At 66.4% G+C, this 25,842-nt stretch carries 22 protein-coding genes and 2 pseudogenes; 10 read left to right on the top strand and 14 right to left on the bottom strand.

Annotated elements, in window-relative coordinates; all coding sequences use genetic code 11:
- The first annotated feature begins 74 nt into the window (after positions 1–74).
- Complete coding sequence (locus tag DQ353_RS14730) at positions 75–338, top strand: P-II family nitrogen regulator (RefSeq protein ID WP_286166841.1); 264 nt, start codon at positions 75–77, stop codon at positions 336–338.
- 94 nt (positions 339–432) lie between these two features.
- Here DQ353_RS14730 and DQ353_RS14725 read toward each other — a convergent pair whose 3' ends face one another.
- Entirely contained in the window at positions 433–1,710 is a 1,278-nt protein-coding gene (locus DQ353_RS14725; protein WP_113763538.1) for a CDP-glycerol glycerophosphotransferase family protein, read from the bottom strand.
- Between the two features lie 223 nt (positions 1,711–1,933).
- Entirely contained in the window at positions 1,934–3,778 is a 1,845-nt protein-coding gene (locus DQ353_RS14720; protein ID WP_181578417.1) for a glycosyltransferase, read from the bottom strand.
- Positions 3,779–4,195: 417 nt separating this feature from the next.
- On the opposite strand from DQ353_RS14720, the gene DQ353_RS21745 reads away from it, so the two are divergent.
- A complete protein-coding gene (locus DQ353_RS21745) occupies positions 4,196–4,621 on the top strand; it encodes a hypothetical protein (protein WP_181578416.1) in 426 nt (141 codons plus the stop codon).
- A 100-nt stretch (positions 4,622–4,721) separates the two neighbouring features.
- Here DQ353_RS21745 and DQ353_RS14715 read toward each other — a convergent pair whose 3' ends face one another.
- The 9 genes from DQ353_RS14715 to DQ353_RS22370 all read right to left on the bottom strand — a co-directional run bounded on the left by DQ353_RS14715 (position 4,722) and on the right by DQ353_RS22370 (position 14,954).
- The gene (locus DQ353_RS14715) at positions 4,722–5,552 is read right to left on the bottom strand and encodes an SGNH/GDSL hydrolase family protein (protein WP_113763534.1); all 831 of its coding nucleotides are present in this window, start codon (positions 5,550–5,552) and stop codon (positions 4,722–4,724) included.
- Between the two features lie 1,018 nt (positions 5,553–6,570).
- Positions 6,571–7,599: an NAD-dependent epimerase/dehydratase family protein gene (locus tag DQ353_RS14710; protein ID WP_113763532.1), complete on the bottom strand. Its 1,029-nt coding sequence runs from the start codon at positions 7,597–7,599 to the stop codon at positions 6,571–6,573.
- Entirely contained in the window at positions 7,596–10,184 is a 2,589-nt protein-coding gene (locus tag DQ353_RS14705; RefSeq protein ID WP_113763530.1) for an alpha/beta fold hydrolase, read from the bottom strand. The genes DQ353_RS14710 and DQ353_RS14705 overlap by 4 nt, the downstream gene beginning before the upstream one ends.
- Complete coding sequence (locus DQ353_RS14700; protein WP_071215254.1) at positions 10,181–11,206, bottom strand: 3-oxoacyl-ACP synthase III; 1,026 nt, start codon at positions 11,204–11,206, stop codon at positions 10,181–10,183. The genes DQ353_RS14705 and DQ353_RS14700 overlap by 4 nt, the downstream gene beginning before the upstream one ends.
- Positions 11,207–11,520: 314 nt before the next feature.
- Entirely contained in the window at positions 11,521–12,279 is a 759-nt protein-coding gene (locus DQ353_RS14695; protein WP_113763528.1) for a hypothetical protein, read from the bottom strand.
- A gap of 103 nt (positions 12,280–12,382) precedes the next feature.
- Positions 12,383–13,153: a hypothetical protein gene (locus tag DQ353_RS14690; RefSeq protein ID WP_146755263.1), complete on the bottom strand. Its 771-nt coding sequence runs from the start codon at positions 13,151–13,153 to the stop codon at positions 12,383–12,385.
- 69 nt (positions 13,154–13,222) lie between these two features.
- The gene (locus DQ353_RS14685) at positions 13,223–13,648 is read right to left on the bottom strand and encodes a hypothetical protein (protein ID WP_146755262.1); all 426 of its coding nucleotides are present in this window, start codon (positions 13,646–13,648) and stop codon (positions 13,223–13,225) included.
- Positions 13,649–14,025: 377 nt separating this feature from the next.
- Entirely contained in the window at positions 14,026–14,772 is a 747-nt protein-coding gene (locus DQ353_RS14680) for a hypothetical protein (RefSeq protein ID WP_113763523.1), read from the bottom strand.
- A gap of 47 nt (positions 14,773–14,819) precedes the next feature.
- Positions 14,820–14,954, bottom strand: a complete 135-nt coding sequence (locus DQ353_RS22370; protein WP_286166836.1) for a hypothetical protein — start codon at positions 14,952–14,954, stop codon at positions 14,820–14,822.
- On the opposite strand from DQ353_RS22370, the gene DQ353_RS14675 reads away from it, so the two are divergent.
- The 5 genes and pseudogenes from DQ353_RS14675 to DQ353_RS14660 all read left to right on the top strand — a co-directional run bounded on the left by DQ353_RS14675 (position 14,946) and on the right by DQ353_RS14660 (position 18,765).
- Entirely contained in the window at positions 14,946–15,329 is a 384-nt protein-coding gene (locus DQ353_RS14675; protein ID WP_181578415.1) for a hypothetical protein, read from the top strand. The genes DQ353_RS22370 and DQ353_RS14675 overlap by 9 nt on opposite strands.
- Positions 15,329–15,574, top strand: a pseudogene (locus DQ353_RS22630) (IS5/IS1182 family transposase); the annotation flags it as partial. The gene DQ353_RS14675 and the pseudogene DQ353_RS22630, both read left to right, overlap by 1 nt.
- A 438-nt stretch (positions 15,575–16,012) precedes the next feature.
- Entirely contained in the window at positions 16,013–17,044 is a 1,032-nt protein-coding gene (locus tag DQ353_RS22365) for an iron-containing redox enzyme family protein (RefSeq protein WP_146755261.1), read from the top strand.
- The gene (locus DQ353_RS22625) at positions 17,041–17,487 is read left to right on the top strand and encodes a CDGSH iron-sulfur domain-containing protein (protein WP_113763517.1); all 447 of its coding nucleotides are present in this window, start codon (positions 17,041–17,043) and stop codon (positions 17,485–17,487) included. Before DQ353_RS22365 ends, DQ353_RS22625 begins: the two co-directional genes overlap by 4 nt.
- Positions 17,488–17,682: 195 nt before the next feature.
- Entirely contained in the window at positions 17,683–18,765 is a 1,083-nt protein-coding gene (locus DQ353_RS14660; RefSeq protein ID WP_181578414.1) for a carboxylate-amine ligase, read from the top strand.
- A 203-nt stretch (positions 18,766–18,968) separates the two neighbouring features.
- Here DQ353_RS14660 and DQ353_RS14655 read toward each other — a convergent pair whose 3' ends face one another.
- Together DQ353_RS14655 and DQ353_RS14650 are read right to left on the bottom strand one after the other, a co-directional pair.
- Complete coding sequence (locus DQ353_RS14655; protein ID WP_353616694.1) at positions 18,969–19,340, bottom strand: DUF1003 domain-containing protein; 372 nt, start codon at positions 19,338–19,340, stop codon at positions 18,969–18,971.
- 152 nt (positions 19,341–19,492) lie between these two features.
- On the bottom strand, positions 19,493–20,911 hold the full coding sequence (locus DQ353_RS14650) for a glucose-6-phosphate dehydrogenase (protein ID WP_113763514.1): 1,419 nt from the start codon (positions 20,909–20,911) through the stop codon (positions 19,493–19,495).
- Positions 20,912–21,026: 115 nt separating this feature from the next.
- On the opposite strand from DQ353_RS14650, the gene ffh reads away from it, so the two are divergent.
- Positions 21,027–22,577, top strand: a complete 1,551-nt coding sequence (gene ffh / locus DQ353_RS14645) for a signal recognition particle protein (protein WP_071215264.1) — start codon at positions 21,027–21,029, stop codon at positions 22,575–22,577.
- Positions 22,567–23,784, top strand: a complete 1,218-nt coding sequence (locus tag DQ353_RS14640) for a hypothetical protein (RefSeq protein ID WP_146755260.1) — start codon at positions 22,567–22,569, stop codon at positions 23,782–23,784. The genes ffh and DQ353_RS14640 overlap by 11 nt, the downstream gene beginning before the upstream one ends.
- A gap of 415 nt (positions 23,785–24,199) precedes the next feature.
- Here DQ353_RS14640 and DQ353_RS14635 read toward each other — a convergent pair whose 3' ends face one another.
- On the bottom strand, positions 24,200–24,481 hold the full coding sequence (locus DQ353_RS14635) for a transposase (RefSeq protein WP_113763510.1): 282 nt from the start codon (positions 24,479–24,481) through the stop codon (positions 24,200–24,202).
- A gap of 139 nt (positions 24,482–24,620) precedes the next feature.
- Here DQ353_RS14635 and DQ353_RS14630 point away from each other — a divergent pair.
- Positions 24,621–25,718, top strand: a pseudogene (locus DQ353_RS14630) (IS256 family transposase); the annotation flags it as partial.
- Positions 25,719–25,842 lie beyond the last annotated feature (124 nt).

The following is a 25,842-nucleotide window of genomic DNA, read 5'->3' as shown; positions in this document are numbered from 1 at the left end:
TCCTTTCACCGTCCACGACCCCAATGTCGTGGGTGAAAGCCATCCTGTCCCGGCGTGGCCAAAAGCGCTACCGCATCCACCCGCAAGTGTTACCGGATCGACCCACAGCCGCTACCCAAAGCCTCGTCTATACATACCGGGGCGCCGAATACACGGTCGATCTCCTTCCCAAGGTCCGCCTCGAAATCCTGGTGGAAGAGGACTCCTGCGACGACATCCTGGATGTCTTGATCTCCACCGCGAACACCGGCAGCGCCGGTGACGGGAAGATCTGGGTCACCCACGTTGAGGAAGTGATCAGGGTCCGCACCGGGGAACGCGGCATGGCCGCGGTGTAGCCCGACAAATACGAGAATGCGGGTTGGTCCATTCTGAATGAATGGACCAACCCGCATTACTGCGTGTCTGCTTCCTTGAACGGAATGGAGCTTGTCAGTCGTCGTCCCCGGAGTCCACGGCGCTGGCGCGTTGCTCGTATGACTGCAGCTGCTGTTCCCGGCCCTTGATCAGCGTGTCGATCGCCGCGATGAAGTCCGTTGTTGAGGATCCTCGCTGACGATCCCCAAAATAGAATGCGCGCATCTGGAGGCGTTCCTCACTCGGGGCCGCGTTCAGATGCGTGGCCATTGAGGCCAGCAAGGGAGCTTGGGTTGAATCGTTGATTACCGGGCAGGCCCTGCTGACGGGAACTTCCCGGTTCAGCTTCTCCAGGTCGTTTCGTCGATCGGTAAGAATCAGCGGCTTTTCCGGGTGCAAGTACAAGAAATCCAGGCCCACGCTCGACACATCGGTGACCAAAGCTTCAATGTCTTCGAATAGCGCCAAGATGTTCTGGGCTTCAGCAATCACGTGTTGGGCGCCGGCGGCGTTGTGTTCCTCAAGGATTTCACTGATCCGTGTGTGCGCACTTGCGACAGCGGCTGTCGTGGACGTCAGGATGCGTGGATGAGGCTTGTAGATGACTCGCGTGTCCGGGAGTGCAACCAATGCCTCGATGATGCTTTCGCCAAAGAGATCCATTGAGGTGTAGTTGTTTGCATCGTTCTCACCTTCCCACGTGGGCGCATACATTACGGTCTTGCCGGTGAATGCGGGAAGTTCGGACTCAAATTGCGAGTCCAACTGTGGCCTGCCAACGCTGAGAAGTTTGTCCAGGTCGAAATCCAGCAGGACCGCCTTGTGGCGTTCAACGGCGGCCGGTCCGGCAACAAAGATCTTGTCGTAGGCTTTCGCTTGGTTCGAGACCATGGAAAGCTTGTCGCTCTCACCATGGTTGACATGGACGTGCACCGGTCTGGAGGCGCTCAGGGACTGGAAGTTCGCCATACCGTTGTTGACGTAGAGGCATAGCCTGAAATCGTTGAAGTCGTAGAAGTTCACGAGGTCGTCCAAACGGCGGACGTAGATCTTGGGGAGGTCGGTCAACTTCCTGAAATGGCGCATCGTGGGCACCTTCCGGAAGACGAGCACGACGCGGTGGAGCTCGTGGAGCTTCTCCAAGGTAGGGATCCATTGCTCAAGTTGGTAGGCCTTGTTGACCACGTCGCTGAAGTAGACGACTACGTCTCCGGCCACCGGAATATGGTCCAATTCGTGATTGGCAACGGTTGCCGTGCCCAGGCCAAGCCATCTTCTGGTCTTGAAGCCCGGTTTGGAGCTGATCGCTGCCTTGAGCTGTTGGCTCAACCAATCCTTCATCTTGCCGGTCACCTGCTTCCGTCATTTCATGCCCGTTCTCCGGCCGGCATATCGTCCGGCGAGAAACGGGAAACTCAATATGTTCGTTGCCCTCAAAGCTGGCATCGCAACCTGTGTGCTTCATGAGGGCGAGCTTGATGGAACCAATCTTCCGGCACAGGAAGGTGTATTGATAGTGCGGGGCTGTTAGTCTCGGCCCTCGGATCCTGGCGCGTGAGGACGGAGAATCCTCTCGTTATTTGAAGCTCAGGTTTCCGTAGGCGGTGAAATAGGGCACAGAAGCCGGTTTCGGCGTGGCGCCGAGGCGTATGGTGCGTGTCAGGCCGCCAACGTCAAGCACGGCGTTGATGTCCAGCGCATCGGATCCCGGAAGTTGGGCGCGCAAGGAGGCGGGAATCCTGAAACCGAAGATGCCGTCCGATTCGTTGTACGGTTCAAATGTCTTTCCCTGGCTGGCGTCGGTTCCCCGTTCGGTGACAACGAGTGTGAGGCCCCCGACCTCCGCGGTGCCGGTGTTGACGGCGACCTCAAGGTCGGTGTCGCCGTCCGCATGGAACCGCAGCCCGGCCAACCGGACCGTGGCAGCCGCGAGGATCTCGCGGTCCTTTTTGTTCAGTCGGGCCATTTCGAGGGCTTCCTTCCATTGGGTGAAGATCTTCTCGCTGCTGTATTGCCTGGCCGTTTCAAACGCCCGGGCAGACATCCCGGTGCACATTGAATCGTCGTCCAGGAGCCGGGCGACGGCCGTGGCTGCCGCTGCCTGGTCGCCAAAGGGGATCAGGAACCCGTTGCTCCCATCTTCGATGACGTCCCGGGGACCGAAGTCCACGTCGTAGGCGACCGGTACGCAGCCGTGGGCCTGGGCTTCAAGGATCGCCAGTGACTGGCCCTCGAACCTGCTGCACAAAAGCAGGCCGCGTGCCCTGGACAGGTACAGGGGCACGTCATGGACGTGTCCGTGGAAGTTCACCAGATGCCCGATACCGAGCTGATTGACCTGTTCTTGAAGGACCGGGCGTTGGTCTCCGTCTCCGATCAGCTCCAGCCGCACCGGGGTGTTCGCCGCGGCCACGGCGTTGACGATGTCAATGACCGCCCCGATGTTCTTGCCCTTGGTGAACCGGCCCACGTGCACCACCGTGCCCGGTTCCCGGTCCTCGAAGGCCGGCAACACGGCGGGCCCGTCCACGGGGTTGCTGATCACCACGGTGTTGGAACCGTCTCCGAACCTCTGCACAAAAGCGGTGCGCTGGGATTCGGTCAGGAAGGTGATGCCATCCCAGGCCTCGCGGTTGTCGAGGATCTTCCGGTGGGCGGGCGACAGCTTCCCGGTGAGCGTGTCTTGCCCGGCGGCGACATGCGTGCTGTGGAAGTTGACGAACTTCAGTGCGGTGGGGTGCTGCCAGGCGAAGAGGAATCCCGCCGAGAACTTGCTGTCAATGATCACATCGGCATTGCTCAGATTCACCAATTCGGTCAGCCAATGGCGATAGAGCCGCGCGGCACTGGTGAATTCGTATTGGACGCGGCCACCGGCGGCCAGAAGCTGCAGCGTCCTGACTGCCTCGCCGGGATCGTGCGGGGAAGGGATCATGGCATCCACCAGGTACACGCTGCCGTCGCGGCGGTGGTATTCATGCTTGGACAGCTTGTCGTTGCCGGGGAAAGTGAAGTCAACGCAGAACAGCGACCCGTCAACCGACCGTTCGAGCCGCGAGCCTTCGGTCCAGGGAATCCCGGCACCGCGCAACTTCAACTCGCGGCCTCCGGCCGCGGCCGGAAATTGCTCGGCGTAGTACTCGTGGAGATTGAGCAGCGGGACATCGGGGTGGAGCTTCCCGTTGTCGGTGATCGCGGAGCGAATGGCGTCGAACTCCGGATTTGCGTCAAAGGTCACCACGGCGCTGGGAACGCCGCCCTCGTGGAAGAGCCCGGCACGCTTGAGGCACATGGCGGTCATGCCGCCGAAACCCAGTTCGACCGCCCACGTGACCATGAGCGCCGCCCTTGGCGCCCGGTGGGTTTGTGCCGGCTGGCTGACCACGTGGCCCGAAGACCCTGACGCTTCATGGGTTGGCATCGACGGGTTCTCCTTGGGTCGGGGAAGCGGCTTCGGGGGAGTTGCCTTCGTCCACCGTAACCCTTCGTCCTTGGCACTGGCCAAGAATGGATGCCCATCCTGGAGAAACTGCCCGTCGTTGCGCAGGCATCGGTGCCTGGGGAGCCGTGAGTCTTCCTTGGACATCGCCGCACCGTACCGATGTCCGATCCGATACTCGACCTGATCGCCCAAGCGCGCAGCACCAACAATGATCGAAATCAAAGGGAACGGGGGGAATTCCCAGCCGTTCGTGGGCCACACCGGCGGTGAACACCAAGGAATCCCCGGTGAGAAAGGGGAAAGAGGACACCGGATTCGACAAAGACGATCACCGCAACGAAACCCAAGATCCAGGGTCCGGCGTTCTCCAGGAGTGTGAGTGGATTGGCAAGGTTCGTGATGCTGATCCAGAGGGGGAGCAAGAGCATCGGTGGCCTCGGCGAAATCCTCGGTTGGGGCATTTCCGGGCGGGTGACGGCCAGCACCACACCTAAAGAAGCATGCCCCCGCAGCACCGGTTCGTGCAGTTTCAGTTCGGGTGAATCCGGGCAAGGTCGCAGCCGAGAACGCCAAATCCTCGGCGCCAGGCACGACCTGTTCGATGTCTTCGTGGACCATGTGGGCCCCCGGGCCTCAACCGCCGTTCCAAGCCTCCCCGGACCCGAAGCCGCAGGGTCGATGGTGCGCGAGGTTGCAGCAGGGCTCGACGCCGCAGTCAGCCGATTCCGCCCGGAATCGGAACTGCTGCGCGATCAACCATCTTTGGCCGCCGTGCCCGTGTCACCGAGATCGATGCACCGCATGGTGGCGAGGTTGTTCTAGAGTCCCTGCCGGCGGACGGCGGCGCAGTGCCGACGGTCTTCCCGTCCCTGCCCCTTCCCACGGGCAGAACGGACGCCCTCCCCTGCGCCGGGCTCCGCTATCAGCGCTGGGAGTCGACCGCCCGGGCGCTGGCCGGCACCGAGGCCGGCAGCGTCGCGGCAGTGTCCTTCTGGCTCAGGTGAAGCGTGGCCAGGCGCGTGGCCAATACCCCGGCGAGCAAGTCGTGCCCGTCCTGGGTCAGGTGCACGTCGTCGGCCAGGTTGCCCACCAGGCCGTAGCGTGCCAGCCAATCCCCGGCTCCCACGAAGGCGATGTGGTGGGTGCGGGCGTAGTTCCCCAACAGGCGATCCACCTCCGCGCGCCGGGAGCCAGCCGGTGATCGGACCCCGGAGAGGGTCCCGATCATCAGCATCCGCGATGTCGGGTATCGGTGGTGAAGTGCTTGGACGGTTGCGTCGGCCCCCTGCAGGATCCGGGCATCGGTGGCCCCGGTCCTGGCATCGTTGCCGCCGCCTTCGATGACCACCAATGCGGGCGCCCCGGAGGGAAGAGCCCATCGGTCTTGGTTGAGCGAGGTGGGGTAGTTCGGCGATCCGGACCCGTTCGATGCGACGAAACCGATCCCTCCGGCGCCCACGAACTGCACGCCGTATCCGGCGGCCCGCAACGCGGTTTGGGTCCACGTCCGATGCCCGGGAACGTTCGCGGCTCCGGCCGATTGCGAGTCGCCGACCAGCAACGCGGTTTTGGCTGTTGCCGCGGGGCCCGCGCGGTGCGGCACCAACTCTGCGTGGCCGGCGGTGCTCGCGGTGCCCACCGCCGGGGGCGTCGAAGGCACCGGCGTCGGCGAGGCGCCAAACAACACGGCGAGGGAAAGGCACGCGGCCACGGCCAAGGCGCCCAGAGGTTCCGGGAGGCCGGTTCGCGCCATGGCGTGCTCGCAATCGCTCGGTTTCGTGCCGTTTCTCCCCGTGGAGTTGGGGAACCAGACGGCAGACCGGTGTGGTCCTGCTACAAGGATGCGCCCGATCGGGTCCAATGATGCCGAGAATCGCCGGGGCCACCCCGATGTCTATTTCGTGCCGGTGATGTACCGGTTTCCAGGGATCCTCGGCGTTCTCCGGGCAACCCCGGGGGAAGGTTGTTCCACGGCGCCTTTCATCCGGCGCCGGTCCGGGACACGGCGGATCCCGGCACCACCGAGAGGCAGCCTGGGGTGGGGTTGCCGTGCCGCCCTTGCCCTTGGCGAGGGTTTTCAGGGTGAATGATGGACAGCCGCTCCGGCACGGCACCCTGCACGGTGGCCGAGAGGCCCTGGCACGGGGCGAAAATCACGAATTCGGACCAGATGTCCTTGCGCTTCCGCCGGGGTCCGGGGAGAAGCGGACGACGCTGTTGCGCACAATGCGGGCGGCCATGGAATGCCCGGAGAAGAACCAGTCTTTGTCATCGCGCAGCACAAATCAGTCCAGTGTCGCGCCGCGGTGGGTCGCGGTCATTGCCCGGTCCTTTCGTGTTCGGCACGGTGGGCCGAGCCGGTCATCCGTCAAGGCCAAGAACGTCGCGACTCCAGGCGCCGGCACTGCGCCTCGCAGTCCGAGCATCCCCGCTTAAATGGCCATACTACGGCTGGGGAACCACCGCAAGGTACCGTGCGCGGTGGTCAAACACATGGTCGCGACCAGTGCAACGATTGCCTCTTCGTAGTCGATTTACGTGGCCAGGTGGAAAATGCCCGAGGTCACCACCAGCACGCCGCGCAGCGGGCGTGGGGGAACGCAGAGCAACCCGACGCCAGCCAGGAGCGCGACCACGGGGGAGGCCATGCGCGGGGAATTGTCCCGTCGGCTTGATTGCCGTGTTTTCCATGGAGAGAGGCATCCCAGGCAACCATGGCCTCAGCGCCGTGGCGCAGACCCAGATGGCCGGTGGTGCGGCGTTGTGCCGGGTTAGCTTGCCTGCCCGGGGCCGGTGCCGCCATAGTGGGAGGCGAGCCGATCCAGCCCCTCGTCAATGCCCACGCTGGGCTCCCAGTCCAGCACCTCGCGGGTTTCGCGCTGGTCGAACCAGTGCGCGGTGGAGAGCTGTTCGGCCAGGAACTTGGTCATGGGCGGTTCGTCGCGCACCAGGTTCCGCGACCCGGCCACGAGCCACAAGCGCTCAATGACCGAGCCCGCACCTCTCGCCAGCCAGCCCGGGACGCTCATCCGCGGTGCGGGAACGCCTCCGGCATTGCAGATCCCGGCGATCAGCTCGCCCACGGGGCGCGGTTCGCCGTTGGTGACCACGAGGGCACGCCCGTGGGCGTGTTCCATGCGTTCGAGCCCGCGCACGATGGCGCCGGCGGCATTGTCGATGTAGGTGGTGTCGATCAGCGCGGCACCCTGGTCCAGCAGCGGAAGCCTGCCGCCGGCGGCCCGCTCGATCACCCGTTCCACCAGCTGGGTGTCGCCCGGGCCCCAGACCACGTGCGGCCGGATGGCCGTGACCCGGAATTCCGGTGAGTCCTGAGCGAGCGCGCTGAGCTCGGCGGCAGCCTTGGACCGGGCGTAGTTCCCGCGGGCCCGGTCCGGATTCGCGACACCGGCCCCGGCTCCGGCCAGCGGCTCGCCGAAGTGGGCGACCGAGGGGGAGGAGACAAACACGAAATCCCTGGCTCCGGCGTCCCTGGCCGCTTCGAGCAGGGTGTTGGTTCCGGTGATGTTGGTGGCCACGAAGTCGTGCCAGGACCCGGTGAAAGAGACCTTGGCCGCCAGGTGGATGACGGCATCCATGCCGTCCACGGCACGGCGGACCGCGGCCGGGTCGGTCAGCGAGCCCAGCACCTCGTCGGTGGCCGCGATTGAGGCGCGGCGCTGGAAGGTGCGCACCTGGTGCCCCTTGGCCCGCAGCAGCGCTGCCACGGCCCCGCCGAGCAGCCCGCTGGCCCCGGTGACCAGCACGCGGCGCGGGGCCTCGGGATTCGGCTCGGTGCTCATGGGTTGCGGATCCTTCCACCGGCCAAGGTGCCGGTGGCCCATGCTGCCAGCGCGGCCCGGTCGATCTTTGAGTTGTGCCGGATGTCGGTGGGCAGTTCCGGGACCACCAGCACCGCGGAGACCTTGGTTCCGGTGCGGGCGACCGCGGCACGCACGGCCTGGGCCAGTGCCTCGGGTGCGGGTGCCGCGCGGCGGGCCGGCGGCACGGTCTCCATGACCACCACGGAGGCCTGGGTCCCCGCGGGGCCCACGCCGACCAGCGCGGCGCGTCCGGCGCCGGCCACGGACTCTGCGGCCTGTTCTGCCGCCACCGGGGTCTTGGGCCCGGTCGGGGTGTTGAGCACGTGGCCCAGCCGTCCCTCGACCCAGAGGCGTCCGCCGTCATCGAGGTGCCCCACGTCCCCGGTGCGGTGCCAGCCGGGGATCGAGGTGCTCAAGCGCTCGGTGATCCAGAGCCTGTCGTAGCGGTCCTTCACGTGCGGGGCGCGGACCAGGATCTCACCGGTCAGGTTGGGCGTTGTTTCCGGCGTGTCGCCCGCGGTTCCATTCGCGTCCAGGGGCGCAATGGCAACCTGCGCCCCGGCGACCGGGGTGCCCACGCAGACCCCGTTGCCCGATCCGGCGGCACGGATGGACTCCAGATCGATGTCGGTGACCGGAAGGGCCTCCGTCATCCCGTAGGGAGTGTGCACCCGGGCATTGGGGACCAGGTCCTGGACCTTGGCGAGCAGGGGTTCGGGGATCGGGGCCCCGGCCGAAAGCATCAGCGAGATTCCTTCCAGGACCAGGCGCTGGGATGCGTCCAAGGAATCCCGGGTTTCCAGGACATTGGCCAGGGCCGCGGGGGAGGCAAACACCGTGGTGGCATCCACGGCCGCGGCGGCATCTGCCAGGGCGCCGGCGGTGAGCGTGCGTGGCGCTGTGACATCCATGTCCGGGGTCACCGAGGTGGCACCCAGTGCCGGGCCGAGCAGCGCGAACGGGGCGAACCCGGCCACCAGGGCCGAGCCCGCCTTCAGGTCGTAGGTCTCGCGCAGGGTGTCCCGCATCGCTGCCAGCTGCCGGTGGGTGTACACGACGCCCTTGGCCGGCCCGGTGGAGCCTGAGGTGAAGAGCACCGCGGCGTCCGCGTCCGGGTCCGCCGGGGAGAAATCCGTGACCGTTGGTGTTGCGAGGTTTCCTGCCTCGAGCAGCTCGGGGATCGTGTGTGCCACGCCGAGCAGCTTGCGCTTGGCGGTTGGCATGTCCGACACGGCGATCCGGGTTCCGGGCCAGCCCAGGAACCTGGCGCCGGTCAGCGCCCGGTCGATTCCAATGAGGTAGCTCGGTCCCGCCCCGCGGATGGCCCGTCCCAGTCCCTGGGTGCCCAGTCCGGCATCGGCCACGACAATGACTGCGCCCAGGCGCAGGCAGGCATAGATCAGCGAGGTCAGCTCGATGCCCGGGGGCACCAGCAGGTTCACCCGGTCACCGGGCTTGACCCCGATCCCGGCCAGTCCGCCGGCCAGGGCATTGACCCGTTGGCTCAGCTGCGACCAGGACAGGGACCGCGGAGGGTTGATGTCAACGACCGCGGTGCTGTCGTCCTCGGTGCGCTCGTCGAGTTCGGCCAGCATCGGCCGGTAGGCGGCCAGGGCTTCGGCGCGGTGGGCGGCTTTCGATTCGGTGTTGTGGCCGAGCCAGTCAAAGACCGGGGTGGCGATGTCGCGGTCCTCGGGCAGCAGGTGGCCGGCTCCCTCGAAGCGGTGGACCGCGGCGTGGGGGAGTCGGCCCACCAGATCGCGCAGGTAGCGGTCGGAGAAGACCGGGTCCTTCGGGCCCCAGAGCAGCAGGGCGGGGACCTCCAGGGATTTGATGCCCTCGGCGATTGCTTCGAGCGCGGGTCGGCTGGGGTGGTCCTGGGCGAAGGGGATGTCGGCCACGAAGTTTCCGACCCCGGTGCGCCGGTTGGCGTTTGCGTAGGGGGCCATGAAGGCCTTGCGGACCTCCGGCTGCAGGGCCGGGTTGGCCAGCGAGTGGGTGGTGCGCAGGAACGCATCGGTGGTTTTGGTTCCCCAGCCGTGCACCGCCGGGTGGGAGGCCAGGCGCAGGGCGGCGGGCAACTCGAAGCCGGCCGGGTGCACGGCGGTGTTGGTGAGCACCACGTTGGCCAGCTGCTCCCGGTGTGCCAGGGCCCAGCCCAGGGAGATGAGTCCTCCCCAGTCGTGTCCCACCGTGGTGACCGGGCCGGTGATCCCCAGCGTGGTGGTCAGGTCGTCGAGGTCGTTGACCCGGTCCGCGAGCCGGCGGAACACGCCGGTGCGGGCGGAAAATCCCATGTCCAGCTGGTCCACTGCCACCACGCGCCAGGGCAGTTCGTGGGCGGAGACGTGGTTCAACAGGCCGCGCCAGAGGTAGGACCAGGTGGGGTTGCCGTGCACGCACAGCAGGGTGCCCACCGGTTCGATGCCCTGGTCCCTGAGCTCGGAGTCGTTGTCCAGCAGGTGCCACTGGTGGCTGGTGCCCGGTGCATCCACGACCGAGGTGGCAGGGACCTGGACGCGGCGGGAGTACCTGCGATCGACGCCGGGGAAGATCTCGGTCACCAGGCAAGCTCCATCATGGCGGTGTTCAGGCCCGAGCCGACACCCATGCACAGCACCCGGTCACCGGGCTTCAACGTCTTGGCTTCCTGGGAAAGCGTCATGGGCAGCGAGGCCGGCCCGACATTGCCCCACTTGGGGAACGTGATCGGCACCCGGTCCCGGACCAGGCCCACGGCCTTGATAATGGCGTTGGTGTAGGAATTGGATACCTGGTGGGTCACGTAGCGATCCATTGACCGCCAGTTCCAGCCCGCTTGGTGCGCCTCGTCCCAGGCGTTGACCACCAATTCCAGTCCGTTGTCCAGCAGTCCCTTGGTGTCGGTGTACATGCCGTTCAGGCCGCCCACACACAGTTCGTGGTGTTCGGTCCCGGCGCGCGAGACGCCGCCCACGATCCGGTGGGCGCCGGGATGTGCGTCGGCCGGGCCGATCACCGCGGCGGCGGCACCCGAGCCCAGGGTGAGGGTGGCGAACTGGTTCAGGTAATCCTCGCGGGTCGAATCCTCGGCGTTGAGCCGGGCAAAGGTGGTTTCCTGGGTGGTCTGGGCGTCCTCGCCCGCCACCACCAGCGCGTACTTGATCTGCCCGGAGTCGATCATGTTCGCGGCCAGGGTCATGCCGTTGACAAAGCCCAGGCAGGCATTGGTGATGTCGAAGTTCATCGCCGAGGAAGGCAGGCCGAGATCGTTGTGCACCTTCGAGGCCACCGAGGGCTCCAGGTTGCGCCGGGTCACCGAGGTGTTGATCAGCAGGCCGATCTGGCCCGCCTCGATGCCGGCCTCGGCCATGGCCTTGCCGCCGGCCTCCACCGCTGCGTCGTCGAAGCTGGTGCCCTCGGACCACCAACGGCGTTCCACGACACCGGAAACGCGTTCAAGCAGTTTCTTGGACAGGCGCAACCGCTTGAGGCTGGGGGCCAGGCGTTCGTCGAATTCGGCCGAACTCAGGACCCTGGGGGCCTGCACGCTGGTGACGGCCAAGAGGGCCGCGTTGTCGTGCCTAAACGTTGCATTGCCGTTCAAAATCTAGCCTTTGTGTCGGGGCTGTCGTGCCGGTGCCGGCCGCGCAGAAAATGGTCGTCGGGGTCATCGGGGAATCCAACGATAAAGGTTGTCCTCCTCCTACCGTATTCCCTGCCGGGCCCTGCGCCACACACGGGCGCGCCCTTTGTTGTATGCGGTGCGCAAAGGAAGCGGCCTCCATGGGGCCGGGAAGCCTGCGCAATCAGGCCGGAATCCGGGGGGCTGGAATCGGCTGTTCGTTCGCGGGAAGGCCGGTGCCGGTTTCCCTGAGAGCCAAGCGCAAAGCGGGCCAGGGCGCAAGGAACTGCGGGCGGCTAAGCGGCAGGCAACGAGCGCCGCGCAAGGAACAGGGCACCCACCGCCATGGCCACCGCCGCGGCTGCGGTCGACACCGCCATCACCGTCTCGGCCCACCGGGCGTCATGGGCCTTGAGCGCAATCAGGGGCGAGATCACGTAGATGGCCGCGAGGTAGCCCGCGAAGCCGGTGCCGAGCAGGAACAGGCATGCGGCGCCGGCGGCCGGCAGCCTGACGCGCCACAGGGCGGCAAGGATCAGCGGAGACACCACCCCGGCCACGAGCACGCCCCAGGACAGCCCCGTGGCATCCGGCATCCCGGATGCGGCTCCGGCGAGGCCGGAAATGAGCGCATGGGACCCGATCACGGCGAAGGAGGCCGCGAAGAGGACGGCAAGCAGTGCCTCGCATGTGGCAGCGGCGATCCCGGCGATCCTGAGGTGGTCCACCGTTGGATCTGGCAGGAACATGACGCCGGCGGCCATGGCCAGGACCCCGATCGCCTGCAGCAGCATGGCCAGACCGAACAGCTGCGCGGTCGTGCCCAGCGGGACCCAGCTCTCCACGGGGAAGTAGTAGTCGTAGCGGTGGTTCTCGATCAACAGGCCCCTGGGTCCACGGGTGCCGGCTGGGACCACCCAGCGTTGCAGCACCGCGGCCAGCTGCACGAGGCAGGAGGCCAGGAACAGGGCACCGGCAATGGTCAGCCGCAGGATCCTGGCCCTACGAAAACGCAGGGCTTTGAGGCCCGTTCCCGATGGCTTGCTGCCCGACATGACCCAACCGTAGCAACGTGCCCGCACGAGTCAAGGGGCGCCCGGGCAGCGCACGCAGGAGCCCCGGAGGCGCTCGCCGGTGCGGGTGTCGTCGCGGCAGGCGCTACGCAGGTTCGATGCCGATGGCCTTGCGGCGAACCAAGTTCCTGGCGCCGAAGGCCGCGGCGACCGCCGCGGCGGCGGTGGATGCCGCGACCACTGTCTCGGTGAAGCGGGCGGTGTCGTGGGACATGCCAAAGAAGAGCGGTGCCACCATGTAGGTGGCCAAGAGGTAGCCCGCCATGGTCGACCCGATCAGGAACACGCACGCAATCCCGGCCGCCGGCAACCTGTATCCCCAGAACAGGGCCAAGGCCACCAGCCCGGTCAGCGCGACCAAGAGCATCGACCAGAACACCCCCGGTCCGATCTCCAGCGCGGTAGCCGTCCCGTTGACCCCGGCGACCAAGACCAATCCGCCATGGAGCGTGAAGGCGGCCGCCACCAGGAGCACCAAAACGACTTCGACCACGGCGATGCCAACGGTGGCGGCCCGGCCGAACACCGTTGACGCGGCCGGAAGCAGCATGACCGCCAGCGCCATCGCGAGCAGGCCGAGCACCTGGATGAGCAAACCCGCTCCGAGGAGCTGGGCGGCGTTGCCGATGGGCTCCCAGCCCTCAAAAGGCAGGAAGTAGTCATAGGCGTGGTCTTCGACCGAGCGGTCAGCCGGCCCCTGGGGGCCGCTGAAGGTCACCCAGCGCTGCAACGAGGCGATCAGCTGCAGCGTAAAGGACACCAGGAGCAGCACCGTGGCGGCGAGCATGAATAGGAACGATGTCTTGCGGAAGCGCACTTCCCGGGCATGCCCACCGGTTTCGCTTAACCCCGACATGGCCCAACCGTAGCAATATGCCTGCAGGAGTCAATGGTTGCCCGGGCAGCCGGCCAAGGGCCCCGGTGCTCAGTCGGTACGGTTTGCCCTGCGCACCTGCGAACCGACTGCGAAAAGCATCGAGATGCCGGCCGCGGCGGTGGTTGCAATGACCACCATTTCGGTGACCGGGAAGAACCCGTCGCCGGCAAACATGTAGAGCAGGGGAGTGATGACGATGGAAGCCACGAAATCGCCCAGCACGGTGGATCCGAGCAGGAACAGGCACCCGATCATGGCCGGAAGCGAGCTGCCCCGCCACCAGATGGCCGCTGCCACCAGGCCGACCAAGGAGAGAAGAAACATCATCCGCACCGGCAACGCCGGATCCATCACGAGGGTCTGGATGCCGGTGGAACCCTGGTCCCCGGCGAGCATCGCGTGGATTCCGAACGAGACGGCCACGAGGACCACTGCCACCGAACCGGCAACCACTGCCTTCCGTTTGTGCGCCACCCGCGGCAGTGCCAGCACCCCCGCGGCAGTGCCAGCACCCCCGCGGCCATGGCCAGCATCCCGAGCACCTTGAGCCAGTTGGCCACACTGTACAGCCGAGCCGTGGCGGCGAACTGATCCTGGGGGTCGACCCCCGGCCCGTCGCCGGACAGCTCGCCGTTGAAGACCTCCCAGCCCTGGATCGAGGCCCGCTGCTGGATGACGGCCGAGGCGAGAAACAGCAAGGCGGCTCCGAGCAGGAGCGTGAACGAAGCAGTGCGGAAGCCGACGCTCCGCGTGAGCCGGGAAGAATCGTTGATGGCCGACATGGCCCCACCCTAGCCAGGGCACCGCCGAAGTCAATGGCAGCGTCGCTGCGCCGGTGCGTGGGCTTGGTTTTATCCCGCGCGCCGGTAGCGGCGCGCCACGGTGCCGGCTGCGAAGACCATGGCCAGGGCGGCCGCGGCGCTCGTGCCGGCGGCCACGCTTTCGAGCCAGGGGGTCGTGTCGTGCGAGACGTAGCCGGCGATCATTGCAGCGACCGTGAAATTGGCGATCGCGGCACCGAACATGTTTGAACCCAGCAGGAACACGCACGCCAGCGATGCCGCCCTCGACATGCCGGACCACAGCCACGCCAGGGCGGCCAGGCCGCCGAATCCGCACCAGACCATGAGCGGGGCCAACACCCGCGAGTGCTGCAGGTCGGAGGGCGCGCCGGTGATCCCCGAGACCAGGGCATGGGCGCCCAGGACCGCGAACGCGGCGGCAACCAAGACCCCGAGCACCGGCTCGGCGATGATGCCGACCTTGTTGGGTGCCGCGCGGGGCACGGCCAGCACTCCCACGGCCATGGCCAGGATGCCTGCGGCCTGGAGCAGCGTGGCCGCCCCGAAGAGCTGGGCCGCGGTCCCGATCGGTTCCCAGGGATCTGCGGGGAAGCTGTAGTCCAATTGGTGGTCTTCGACCGTGAGCTCGTTGCCGGGACGTTGCCCGCGCAGCACCACCCAGCGTTGGATCGAAGCCAGGTGCTGCAGCACCGCCGAGGCCATGAACAGCACGGCGGCCACAAGGAACCCGAAGACCGAGGCCCGGGGGAGGCGAACGGCCAGTTCGGACTGGCCTGTTTTGCTGGTGGCCGACATGGCACCACAGTAGCTGTGCCGCGCGGCAAGTCAATGGTGGTGGTGGTTCACCGGCCCGAGGTGCCCGGTCCGGTTCCGGGGTTGCCCAGGCGCTGCAGCTCGGTGCGCCGCTCCTCGATCATGGCCGATTCCACGGGCATGAGCGGAGAGACCAGTTCAAGGACCACCGGCTCGTGGTTCATGGCAGCATCTCCCGCCAACGCGTCGGCAATCCCCGGAGTGACCTGCCCGAACACATCGGTTCGAAGAGCACCGAGTGGAAGGGCCATCGCCGGTACGCCGCCGACTCCACCTGGAAAATCGGCTCCTGGAACACCGTGCTGGCGGTCCTGCCGGGCCAGGCCGAGAGTCGCGGACTGATCGACCGGGGCGTGTCGGTGGACTCCACGATCAACCGTGCCCGCCAGCACCGCACCAGCCCCCGCGCCGCACAGGGGAGCGTGTCGATTGACAAGAAGGTGCTCGGCGAGCCACCTGACGAGCCATCGGCACGTCCCGCAGCGGGCCGGGGACCAAGATCCACTGTCTGGTGGAGGGGAAGCAGCGCCGGTTGGTGATGCCGATCGGGCCCGGGCAGGCCGGCGATTTCGCGATGTTCGAAAACCTCCTGGACGCCCTGAGGGCCAAGGCCCCCCTTGCCTGGCCGCTCTGGACCCGTCCGAAGAAGACCCTGGCCTACAAGGCCTATTCCTCGAAGGGCAACCGGGAACACCTCCGGGACCGCGGCATCCCATGCATGATCCCCGAAAAGGACGACCGGAAGCCCAACCGGAAGCGCATGAACCCGGCCCGCGGGCGGCCTGCGGCCTGCGAGGCGGGAGGGCTCAAGCGGCGCAAAGCAAGTCGGGCGCAGCTTCAACGCCCTGAGACAGTGGCACGGCATGGCCACCCGGTGCGCCTTGCTAGCCCCGACCTATCGCTGAGCCGTCGACCTCCGCACCGTGCCCATCCGGAGAGCCGCCCCCCCAAGAAAATCGCCATCGGGGACACGCCCCGGTGCGTCTCGAAGTCGTGCCTCACGACATGGATGGTCCGCCTTCCGGCCGGAACCGGCCTTGCCCACCGGCGGTGCTGCAGGCCGCCTGTCGACGTATGCCAAAATCCTTGTCGGCCAGGAATCGGTGAATTACGGTTGGTGGGGGACGAAACCCTGCAGACGACAAGGAGGACCATGGCAGCCCAACTCAAGCGCAGCTGCCTGGCCGGATTTCCAACTGCACCAATTCACGAACGGAGCATCATGCGAGTACTTCCCACGGAACGTGGACCGCTCAGTTCCGCCCTGTTGGCGACACTCATCCGCACGGACCTGCCCCCGGACCTGCGCCACCTCGGGGAAACGCTTCAGGAGGCCTTCGGAGCCGATGTCGACATCCTGTTCAACGAGGACCTCCAGCTGACCCTGTTTGTCCTGTACGAACTGCACTACTCGGGCTTCGATTCCATCCGCGAGGACTGGGAATGGCATCCGCCGCTCCTGGCCCTGCGCAGGCGGATCGAAGAACGCTTCGAGCAACGCCTGAAGGACGCCGTGGGAGAAGTTCCCCACCCGGCCCCGAACGCGCAGGCGGTTGCCGACGCGCTATTCGAGATGACCCGGGCGGCGACGGGCCCCTCGGTCTCCTCGTTTGTGGCACGCCAGGCAACCCTGGAACAGGCGCGCGAATTCCTCATCCACAAATCCATCTACCAGCTCAAGGAGGCCGATCCGCACACCTGGGCGATTCCCCGGCTGACCGGACGGGCAAAGTCGGCGCTGGTGGAGATCCAGGCCGACGAATACGGCGGCGGGGTCCCCGGTCGAACGCATGCAGAGCTGTTTGCCCGGACCATGGAGGGCTTGGGACTCGAGCACGACTTCGGGAGCTACATCGAGGCCATCCCGGCCATCACGCTGGCTTCGGTCAACGCCATCTCCCTCTTCGGGCTCCACCGGCGCCACCGCGGCGCGACCTGCGGCCACCTCGCGGTCTACGAGATGACGTCGTCGTTGCCCAACGCCAAGTACGCCCGCGGATTCCGGCGCCTCGGATTCGACTCGCCCGTCACCGACTATTTCGATGAACACGTGGAGGCGGATGCCGTCCATGAGCAGATCGCCGGAAGGGACCTCGCCGGCGGACTCATCGAAGCGGACCCCCGGATGATGCAGGACGTGTTCTTCGGTGCGGCGACCGTCATCCTGCTCGACACGTTGGCCGGCACCTGGCAGATGAACGCCTGGCAGTCGGGAACCAGCTCCCTGCGCGCCCAACTCCAGGGCGCATCGTGAGCGGTTCCGGGCCGACCAGCATCACCGTGTGTCCGCGTGGACCGCTGATCGTGCGGGGCAGCTTCGACATCCTCGACGGAGACAACCAACCGGTCGATCCGCGGCGCGGGACCGTGGCACTGTGCCGATGCGGCGGGTCGAAGATCAAGCCCTTTTGCGACGGCACGCACAAGCTGCTTCGCTTCGACGAGCCCCAGCAGCAGAACGCCGGCCGGGATGGCGGCACTCCACCGAATCCTTCACAAAACAACAACAAGGAGCAAGACACCATGAATGAAAACCAGGAACCCACCAACAACGTTTCGGATGAAGCCAAGGACCGGGACACGCGTAAGGACCACGTCTCGGACCCGGCACTGTCCACCGACCCGGGCCATGACTGGACCGACGAAGGCGGAGCCACCGAATCCGGACCGGCCCTCGACGCCGACGACAGCAAGTAGGACTTCGGCACCAAGGCCGTTGATCCGTGGTCCCGGGCGTCGCACGTCGCCCGGGACCACGCAAGCCCGGCATCCCCCGAGCGGATGCCGGCGGGCCTTCCCTGCCACCACGACCCGAACGATCGTCCCGCCGGCCGTTGGCCTGCCGCGCCACCAGCACCATGCTTCGTCCACAGACCGTCCGGGAGGACCCCCATGAGCACGTTCGGCATCGAAGAAGAGTTCTTCCTGCTCAACCCGGACACCGGGATGCCCGGCGTTCCGGATCCCGCGGCCTCCGCCGCACTGATGGACATCCGGGCCGGGGGGAATTCCACCCAGTCCGAGCTGTTGGCCTGCCAAGTGGAGACCGCCACGCCGATCTGCAGTGACGGACCGGCGGCGCTTGCCTCGTTGCGCGAGTACCGCAAGGAACTGGCCCGCACCGCCCAGGAGCTGGGCCTGCTGCCCGTCGGACTCGGAGCGGCACCGGTGGTCCCCACCGGTCCGGCCGTCATCGCCGACCAGGAACGCTACCGCAGGCTGCACGAGTACCTGCCCGGAATCAGCTCGGAGCAATACGTCTCGGGTCTGCATGTCCACGTCTCGGTGCCCGATGCGGATGCCGGTGTCGTGGCCCTGAACGCCCTGCGGCCCTGGCTGCCGCTGCTGCTGGCGATCGGGTCGAACTCCCCGTGGTGGCACGGTGCCGACACCGGCTTCGCTTCCTGGCGCAGCATCCATTACCGGCGGTGGTCGGTGCAGGGCATCCAGCCGCATTTTGCCGACGGGCACGAGTACCGGACCCGGTTGGACACCCTGTTGGCTTCCGAGGTGGTCGTGGACCAGGGCCACATCGGCTGGGCCGCGCGCCTGTCGAGCCGGTATCCGACCGTTGAGGTCAGGATCGCGGACGCGCAGCTGCGCGCCGAGGACTCGGTGTTGCTGGCACTGCTGGTGCGAGCACTGGTCGACACGGCCCTGCGTGCCCCCGCAACGGGCGGGCCGCTGTTGCCCGAGGTCCTGGACCTCGCCTTCTGGCAGGCAGCCAAGCACGGCATGGTCGGCAACCAGGTGGACCCCGGCAGCGGGCGGACGCTGGGGACCGGCCTGTTGCTCGAGGCGTTGCTGCAGTTCATTGGCGAGGCGTTGTCCCTGAACGGCGACACGGCTTTTGTCCACGCGGGCCTGGAACGCCTGGCACGGCACGGCAACGGTGCCCAGCGCCAGCGCAACAGCTTCCAGCGCGGAGGCCTGGTCCAAGTGGTCGGCGACGCCGGGCAGGAGCTGACGGCCTGAGCCGTTGGCCGGTGCGCGGGGGCACGGCGCGCCGGCAGATCGAAGTGGGCCACGGCAGCGCGTAACGCCTGGTCAACCGAGAGGTGTCGTGGACTCCACGATCGGCTGTGCCCACCATCGCCCGACCTGCCGCCTGCTGCCCGCGGGAAAACACAATCGGGCGACCTCCTGGCTGTGCCGCGCGGCAAGTCAATGGCGGCGGTTCACCGGCCCGGGGTGTCCGGGCCGGTTCCGGGCTTGCCCAGGCGCTGCAGCTCGGTGCGCAGCTGCTGGATCATGGCCAGCTGCGCCCGGTTCATCTCCATCAACAGGTCCAGGTCCCTCTTCGAGCCCATGTCCGTGTCCAGGTCGTGCTGGGCCATGGCCGCGGCAATCGCGTACTGGCGCTTGGCCGCGATCAGCAAGATGGCGCCCTGGAGCCCCGCCAGCATGCTCAAAAACAGGTTCAGCAGGATGTACGGGTAGGGATCCCAGACCTGGCCGGGGCGGATGAAGCTGTTGGCCGCCACCCAGAGCAGCATGAACAACACGAAGCTGCCCACGAACGGCCAACTGCCCATGGAGTTGCGCAGCACGTCGGCCGAGCGCTGGCCCAGGGTCAGCGCTTCCCGGTGCTGCTGATGCCACGTTTTCTGGTGTGTACCCGTGGCATCAGCGTAATGCCCGGTCGGGCACCGCAGTCCGGCATTCCTTGCATGGCCTGCCCTGGCTCAGCGGGCGCCTACGGCTACAGCGTGCAGTTGGTGTCCCAGCCCGCCGGGCCGTTGCCCCCGGCCGGGTACTCGTCCAGGTCCACCATGTCATCGGCCCACGCGGTGAGGATCGGGTCCACGATCCGCCAGCATTCCTCCGCGGTGTCCCCGCGCACCGACAGGGTCGGGTCCCCGGAGAGCACCCCGAGCAGCACTTCGCCGTAGGGGAGCAGGTCCGGGGAGTTCAGTTCCGCCGCCAGGGTCACGTGGTCCAGGGTGTACAGGTCCCCGGGGCCGTTGACGTCCAAATCCAGCGAGAGGGTGTCGGGGCCGAACCCGATGCGCAGCTTGGTGGGCTTGTCGGTGCCCTTGAAGCCGGTGGGCAGGTGGGAGACCGGGCGGAAGGTGATGATCGCTTCCTTCCGGGCTGTGCCCAGCGCCTTGCCGGCGCGCAGGATGAACGGCACCGAAGCCCAGCGCGAGTTGTTGATGTGCAGCGTGACCTCGGCCAGCGTCTCGGTCTTCAGCGCCGGCTCCACGCCCTTCTCGGCAGCGTAGTCCGGCACCGGGCGTCCCTTGGAGGTGCCGGCGGTGTATCGGGCCCGCCGGGTGAACTTCCTCGGGTCCCCGGCCAGGGCCGTGGCACGCAGCACCGAGCCCAGGTGGTCGCGCACGTCGCGCTCCTTCAGGGTTGCAGGGGCGTTCATGGTCAGCAGTCCCAGGATCTGGAGCAGGTGCGACTGGATCATGTCGCGCAGCGCCCCGGCCCCGTCGTAGTACCCGGCCCGGTCCTCCAGGGCGAGCTCCTCGTCGTAGAAGATCTCGATCTTCTCCACGTGCTCGGAGGTGAACAGGGGTTCGAGCAGCCGGTTGGCGAAGCGCAGGCCCAGGATGTTGAACACCGTGCCCTTGCCCAGGAAGTGGTCGACCCGGTGGATGTTCTCCTCCGGCACCAGGCGGATCAGCGTGCGGTTCAGGCCCTGGGCGGATTGCTGGTTGGAGCCGAAGGGCTTTTCCATGACCAGGAGCGTGGTTTCGGGCAGCTGCCCGGGTTCCAGGACCTCGCAGGCCTTCTGGCTCACGGCCGGGGGCAGGGCGAAGTAGAGGGCCACCGGGCCATCGAGCGTCTCGACCATGTTGGCCAGCTCGTTGGGCTTGGTGACATCGAGCTCGGTGAAGGAGGTGTGCGCCGCGATCTTCGCCAGTTCCGCCCGGCCGGCCTCGGTGGCGTGCTCCATGGCGGCCTCGCAGGTTTCCGTGACGCGCTGGGCCCATTTTTCGTGGCTGTAGCCCGGGCCCCCGGCCCCGGCCAGGTGCAGCCCGGTGGCGCGGCCCGAGCCGATCAGCCGGGCCAGGCCCGGAAGCAGCAGCCTTCCGGTCAGGTCGCCGGAGGCTCCGAGGATCAACAATGTGCTTACGTGGGTGCCGCCGTGATGGCCTGTTTCAATGCTCACTCCTCTACATTGCCACGTGTTGCCCAAAACGCTCAGTCTTTCTTGGTAATCTTGGATGTTGAGTCCAGCGGGTTAGACCGCGCCTGAATCCCACAACGAAAGAAGTGCACGGCACGTGTTCAATTCACTCTCCGACCGCCTGACATCCACCTTCAAGAACCTGCGCGGCAAGGGCAGGCTGTCCGAGGCCGACATCGACGGCACCGTACGCGAGATCCGCCGTGCCCTGCTGGACGCCGACGTCGCCGTTCCGGTGGTCCGCGCCTTCGTGGCCCAGGTCAAGGAACGCGCCCTGGGCGAAGAGGTCTCGGCCTCGCTGAACCCGGGCCAGCAGATCGTCAAGATCGTCAACGAGGAACTCGTGGGCATCCTCGGCGGGGAGACCCGCCGGCTGAACCTGGCCAAGAACCCGCCGACCGTGATCATGCTCGCGGGCCTGCAGGGCGCCGGCAAGACCACGCTGGCCGGCAAGCTGGCCAAGCACCTCAAGGCCCAGGGCCACACCCCGCTGCTGGTCGCCTGCGACCTCCAGCGCCCCAACGCCGTCAAGCAGCTGCAGGTCAACGGCGAACGCGCGGGCGTGCCGGTGTACGCACCGCACCCGGGCGTCTCCTCCGAGTTCGAGTCCGCCACCGGCGACCCGGTCGCGGTGGCCCGCGACGGCGTGGCCGAAGCCCGCACCAAGCTCCACGACGTGGTCATCGTCGACACCGCGGGACGTTTGGGCATCGACGCCGAGATGATGGCCCAGGCCGCGGACATCCGTGCCGCGGTCAACCCGGACGAGGTCCTGTTCGTCATCGACGCGATGATCGGCCAGGACGCGGTCAACACCGCCCAGGCGTTCAACGACGGCGTCGGGGTCACCGGCGTGGTGCTGACCAAGCTCGACGGCGACGCCCGCGGCGGCGCGGCCCTCTCCGTGGCCTCGGTGACCGGCAAGCCGGTCATGTACGCCTCCACCGGCGAGAACCTGGACGACTTCGAGATCTTCCACCCGGACCGCATGGCCTCGCGGATCCTGGACATGGGCGACATCCTCACCCTGATCGAGCAGGCCGAGCAGAACTGGGACAAGGGCGAAGCCGAGCGGATGGCGAAGAAGTTCGCCGACCGCGAGGACTTCACCCTCGATGACTTCCTGGCCCAGATGGCCCAGATCCGCAAGATGGGATCGATGAAGAAGATCCTGGGCATGATGCCCGGGTCGCAGATCTCCCGCCAGCAGCTCGAGCAGTTCGACGAGTCGCAGATGGACCGCATCGAGGCCATCGTCCGCTCGATGACCCCGCACGAGCGCGTGGCCCCGAAGATCATCAACGGCTCGCGCCGCGCCCGCATCGCCAAGGGCTCGGGCGTGCACGTCTCCGAGGTCAACTCGATGCTCGAGCGCTTCGGCGAGGCGCAGAAGATGATGAAGAAGCTGGCCTCCGGCGGCGCCATCCCGGGCATGCCCGGCGGGCGCGGCGGGGCCAAGAAGGGCGCCAAGGGCGGGAAGAAGAAGCCGGCGAAGTTCGGCAACCCGGCCAAGGCCGCCCAGCTTGCCGCGGCCGAGGCCAACAAGCCCAAGGCACCGGCCGGTGCCGCGTTCGGCGCCGGGCCCAAGGACTTCGACCCGTCGGAACTGAACCTGCCCAAGGGGTTTGAGAAGTTCCTTGGCAAGTAGCCCCCACCCCGGGCCGGGAGGCGAGAGCCCGCAGTGGCTGATCGCCTCCATGGCCCTGATCTTCGACGAGCCCAGCGGGAGCGATGCACACCGGCGGATCTCCGAGACGCTGCGCGCCAGGCAGTCCATTGCGCTGCTGGCCGAGCCGGTCTCCTGGGGTGAGCTCTGCGTGATCGAGATGGTCCTGGCGGTGAACGCCGAGGGGTTCATCGTTATGGCCGATGCGGACGGCAACACCAGCTTCGGGCAGCAGATCGAGGGATTTGCCATTGCCCTGAAGCGGGGGACCGGGGCCCGTTGGGCCGACTTCGACGGGGTGGATGCCGAAAGCGGCGAACCCATCGACGACGCGGCGCTCGAATACCCCACCGGAGGGCGTTCGGTGCTGCTGGGCACCTTCAAGGGCTCGGAGGTCGCGCTCTTTGCCGGGGCGACCAAGACCGCCTGGCAACACTTTTCCACCGCTTCCGGCGACGTGGCGGTGCACGAGGGCTACATGCCCGAGATCATGCTTTCGAAAGCCACCTTCCCCGCCATCATGCTTTCGAGGCTGGGCCCGCGCTTTTCCATGGTCTTCTGGTTCGAGGGCCAAAATCGCAAGCTCCACGGCTACCCGGGCTTCGGCCACGGCTGGTCGGTGGCAGCAGCCCCGGTGCTTGCCACCGCGCCCGGAACACCTGCCGCCGAGGTCGCCGACTTCCTGTCCCGCGAATGGCTGGCACCGGACCTGGAATCCATTGCCGAGCTGACCGAATACGGCATCGGCGAGGACGTGATCGCCCGGCTCAACGAGGCCCTGGGCGGCAGCGGGTCGGTGGACAAGCTGCGCACCGTACTGGAAATCTTTGGTCGTGATCCATCCCTGGCCGACTACGTCGAGGCAGGCACGCTGCCGGAAACCGCACTGCTGGTGGAGCCCAAGTCCCTGGGCGGCACGATTGCCAGCGGCATGAGCGCCGACGCACGCGAGGCCACCGGCATCCGCAAGTTCTTCAACGTGCTCTCCTGGCGCCCGCGCACCCAGGTGATCTGGGGTGTCATAGAGGCCCTGGTGGCCCTGGCGCTGGCGATGCTCACCGACTGGCAGCAGCCGTGGCTGCCGTTCTGGGCGGTGGCGCTTATTGCCGCGTTCTGGGGCATCGATGCGTTGACGAACCTGGTGATCGGCGGCTGGCGCTTGTGGGGCAAGCGCCAGAGATCTCTCTAAACAATCAGCTAATCGGAAACATTCAAGGAAATGGAGATCCCAATTGAATGACCCATCCGCGATCGGCAGCCAGCATCAACAGACAAGAATTGAAAGTGTTTTGATTGATCTCTGTTTTGGATAGCCGTTACCAACCTCTAGGGGACCATATTAACACTCTGTGGACGGAATGCAGCTTGCGAGTGAATCGATTCGGATGGATAGCCCATTAGTGTAATCTACGTGAGTTCTTAATGCTGGAAGATAAATAGCCTAATCCATGCAGCAGATCAGAAAACTTCGGATATCGCCAATGGTCTCGCACGGAACGTAACGTACGCCAGCTTTGGCGCAAGCCGTTGAAACTTTTCCACTAACCGCGTGTGAAATTTTTCCAGTTAAGCGGCTCTACGGATTCTAGCGTGGTGAGGACGTCCTAAGCCCGGTAGTGCCGGTGGCCGCCGGCGGAGAGCAGGGAGCGGATGCGATAGTTCTCGAAATTCCGGAATCCCCGGGCAACCCTCCGCGTGGTTTCGATGACACCGTTGATGGCCTCGGTGGGTCCGTTGGAGGCGCCCTTGGTGGCGAAGTAGGCGCAAATTTCCTTCTGCCATTTCTTCAGGGTCTTGCAAAGCCGCTTGACCTCCGGGATCGGGCAATCAGCGTATTTGTTGAGCAGGTCTTGGACTTGTTTGGGCCCTCGGCAGGGCTTCCGCAAAGTCGTGGCAAGCCCCTGGAGCGTGTCAGATGGAGTGTGTAAGTGACCTAGTCACCATCTGATTCAGGAGACAATTGTGACCGTGAGTGGAAACAAGGATTTGGCAGTGAAAGTGGACGCCTCCGCGGCGGCAGAGCGGATGGCCGCCGTGGGGAACATGGAAGCGCTGAAGGCCTCGGGCGCCTTCGACGAGTTGATGGGGCAGATCGACCGGGGCGAGATCGAACTCGATGGCAAGGACGGCTTCATCCAGCACCTGATCCGCGCCGGGCTGGAGCGGGGACTGAAGACCGAGCTGACCGAGCACCTGGGCTACGAGAAGCACGAGTACGCCGGCCGCGCAGTGCCGAACTCGCGCAACGGCTCCTACCCCAAGACGGTGTCCACCAGCGCCGGGGACATCGACCTGGCGGTGCCGCGGGACCGGGCCGGGACCTTCGTCCCGCGACTGGTTCCCAAGGGCTCGCGGCATACCGGGCAGCTGGCCGACATGATCGTGAGCCTCTACGCCGGGGGCATGACGGTGCGCGACATCGAGCACCACCTGGCCACCACGATCGGCACCGAGCTTTCGCGCGAGACGATCTCGAAGATCACCGACGAGATCCTCGACGAGGTCATCGCCTGGCAGAACCGCCCGCTGGATCCGATCTACCCGATCATGTATCTGGATGCGATCGTCATCAAGATCCGCGACGGTGCGCATGTGAAAAACAAGGCAGCGCATATCGCCGTCGGCGTGGACATGGACGGGATCAAGCACGTGCTGGGGATCTGGATCGCCGCGGCCGAGGGCGCGAAGTTCTGGGCCCAGGTCTGCTCGGAGCTGGCCAACCGCGGGGTGCAGGACGTGCTGATCGTGTGCTGCGACGGGCTCACCGGATTCCCCGAGGCCATCGGCGCCACGTGGCCCTACGCCACGGTGCAGACCTGCGTGGTGCACCTGATCCGTTCCTCCATGCGCTTTGTTTCCTACGCGGACCGCAAGAAGGTCGCCGCGGAACTGCGCAACATCTACACGGCACCGAACCAGGAAGCCGCTAGCGCTGCTTTGAAGGGGTTCAAGGACGGCGAGTGGGGCACCAAGTATCCGGCCGCGGTAAAGACGTGGGAGAGCGCGTGGGAGCGTTTTACGCCGTTCTTGGCGTTTCCGCCGGCCTTGAGAAAGGTGATTTACACGACGAACGCCATTGAGTCACTGAATTTCCAGCTGCGCAAAGTAACGAAGAATCGTGGCTCTACTGACTCTTCCGTGGGTCATCCCCGTCCCGGGAGTACCGGTTTCCGGCCTCCGAGGCTGAGCATCGCCAGGCCGATGAGGGCTTCGGGTGCTTTGAATCCGAAGGCCACCCGGGTGATGA

The organism is Arthrobacter sp. AQ5-05, from assembly GCF_003287975.1.
Classification (GTDB): domain Bacteria; phylum Actinomycetota; class Actinomycetes; order Actinomycetales; family Micrococcaceae; genus Paeniglutamicibacter.
The sequence above is the reverse complement of the archived record's forward strand: the minus strand, read 5'-3'. Positions and strand labels throughout refer to the sequence as shown.

Bases quoted from the DNA above. Each gene is read 5' to 3' on its own strand.
- DQ353_RS14720 (WP_181578417.1), bottom strand. From the start codon at position 3,778: ATGCCAACCCATGAAGCGTCAGGGTCTTCGGGCCACGTGGTCAGCCAG.
- DQ353_RS14715 (WP_113763534.1), bottom strand. From the start codon at position 5,552: ATGGCGCGAACCGGCCTCCCGGAACCTCTGGGCGCCTTGGCCGTGGCC.
- DQ353_RS22370 (WP_286166836.1), bottom strand. From the start codon at position 14,954: ATGAACCACGAGCCGGTGGTCCTTGAACTGGTCTCTCCGCTCATGCCC.
- DQ353_RS14660 (WP_181578414.1), top strand. From the start codon at position 17,683: ATGAGCACGTTCGGCATCGAAGAAGAGTTCTTCCTGCTCAACCCGGAC.
- DQ353_RS14695 (WP_113763528.1), bottom strand. From the start codon at position 12,279: ATGTCGGGCAGCAAGCCATCGGGAACGGGCCTCAAAGCCCTGCGTTTT.
- DQ353_RS14690 (WP_146755263.1), bottom strand. From the start codon at position 13,153: ATGTCGGGGTTAAGCGAAACCGGTGGGCATGCCCGGGAAGTGCGCTTC.
- DQ353_RS22365 (WP_146755261.1), top strand. From the start codon at position 16,013: ATGCGAGTACTTCCCACGGAACGTGGACCGCTCAGTTCCGCCCTGTTG.
- DQ353_RS14710 (WP_113763532.1), bottom strand. From the start codon at position 7,599: ATGAGCACCGAGCCGAATCCCGAGGCCCCGCGCCGCGTGCTGGTCACC.
- DQ353_RS14680 (WP_113763523.1), bottom strand. From the start codon at position 14,772: ATGTCGGCCACCAGCAAAACAGGCCAGTCCGAACTGGCCGTTCGCCTC.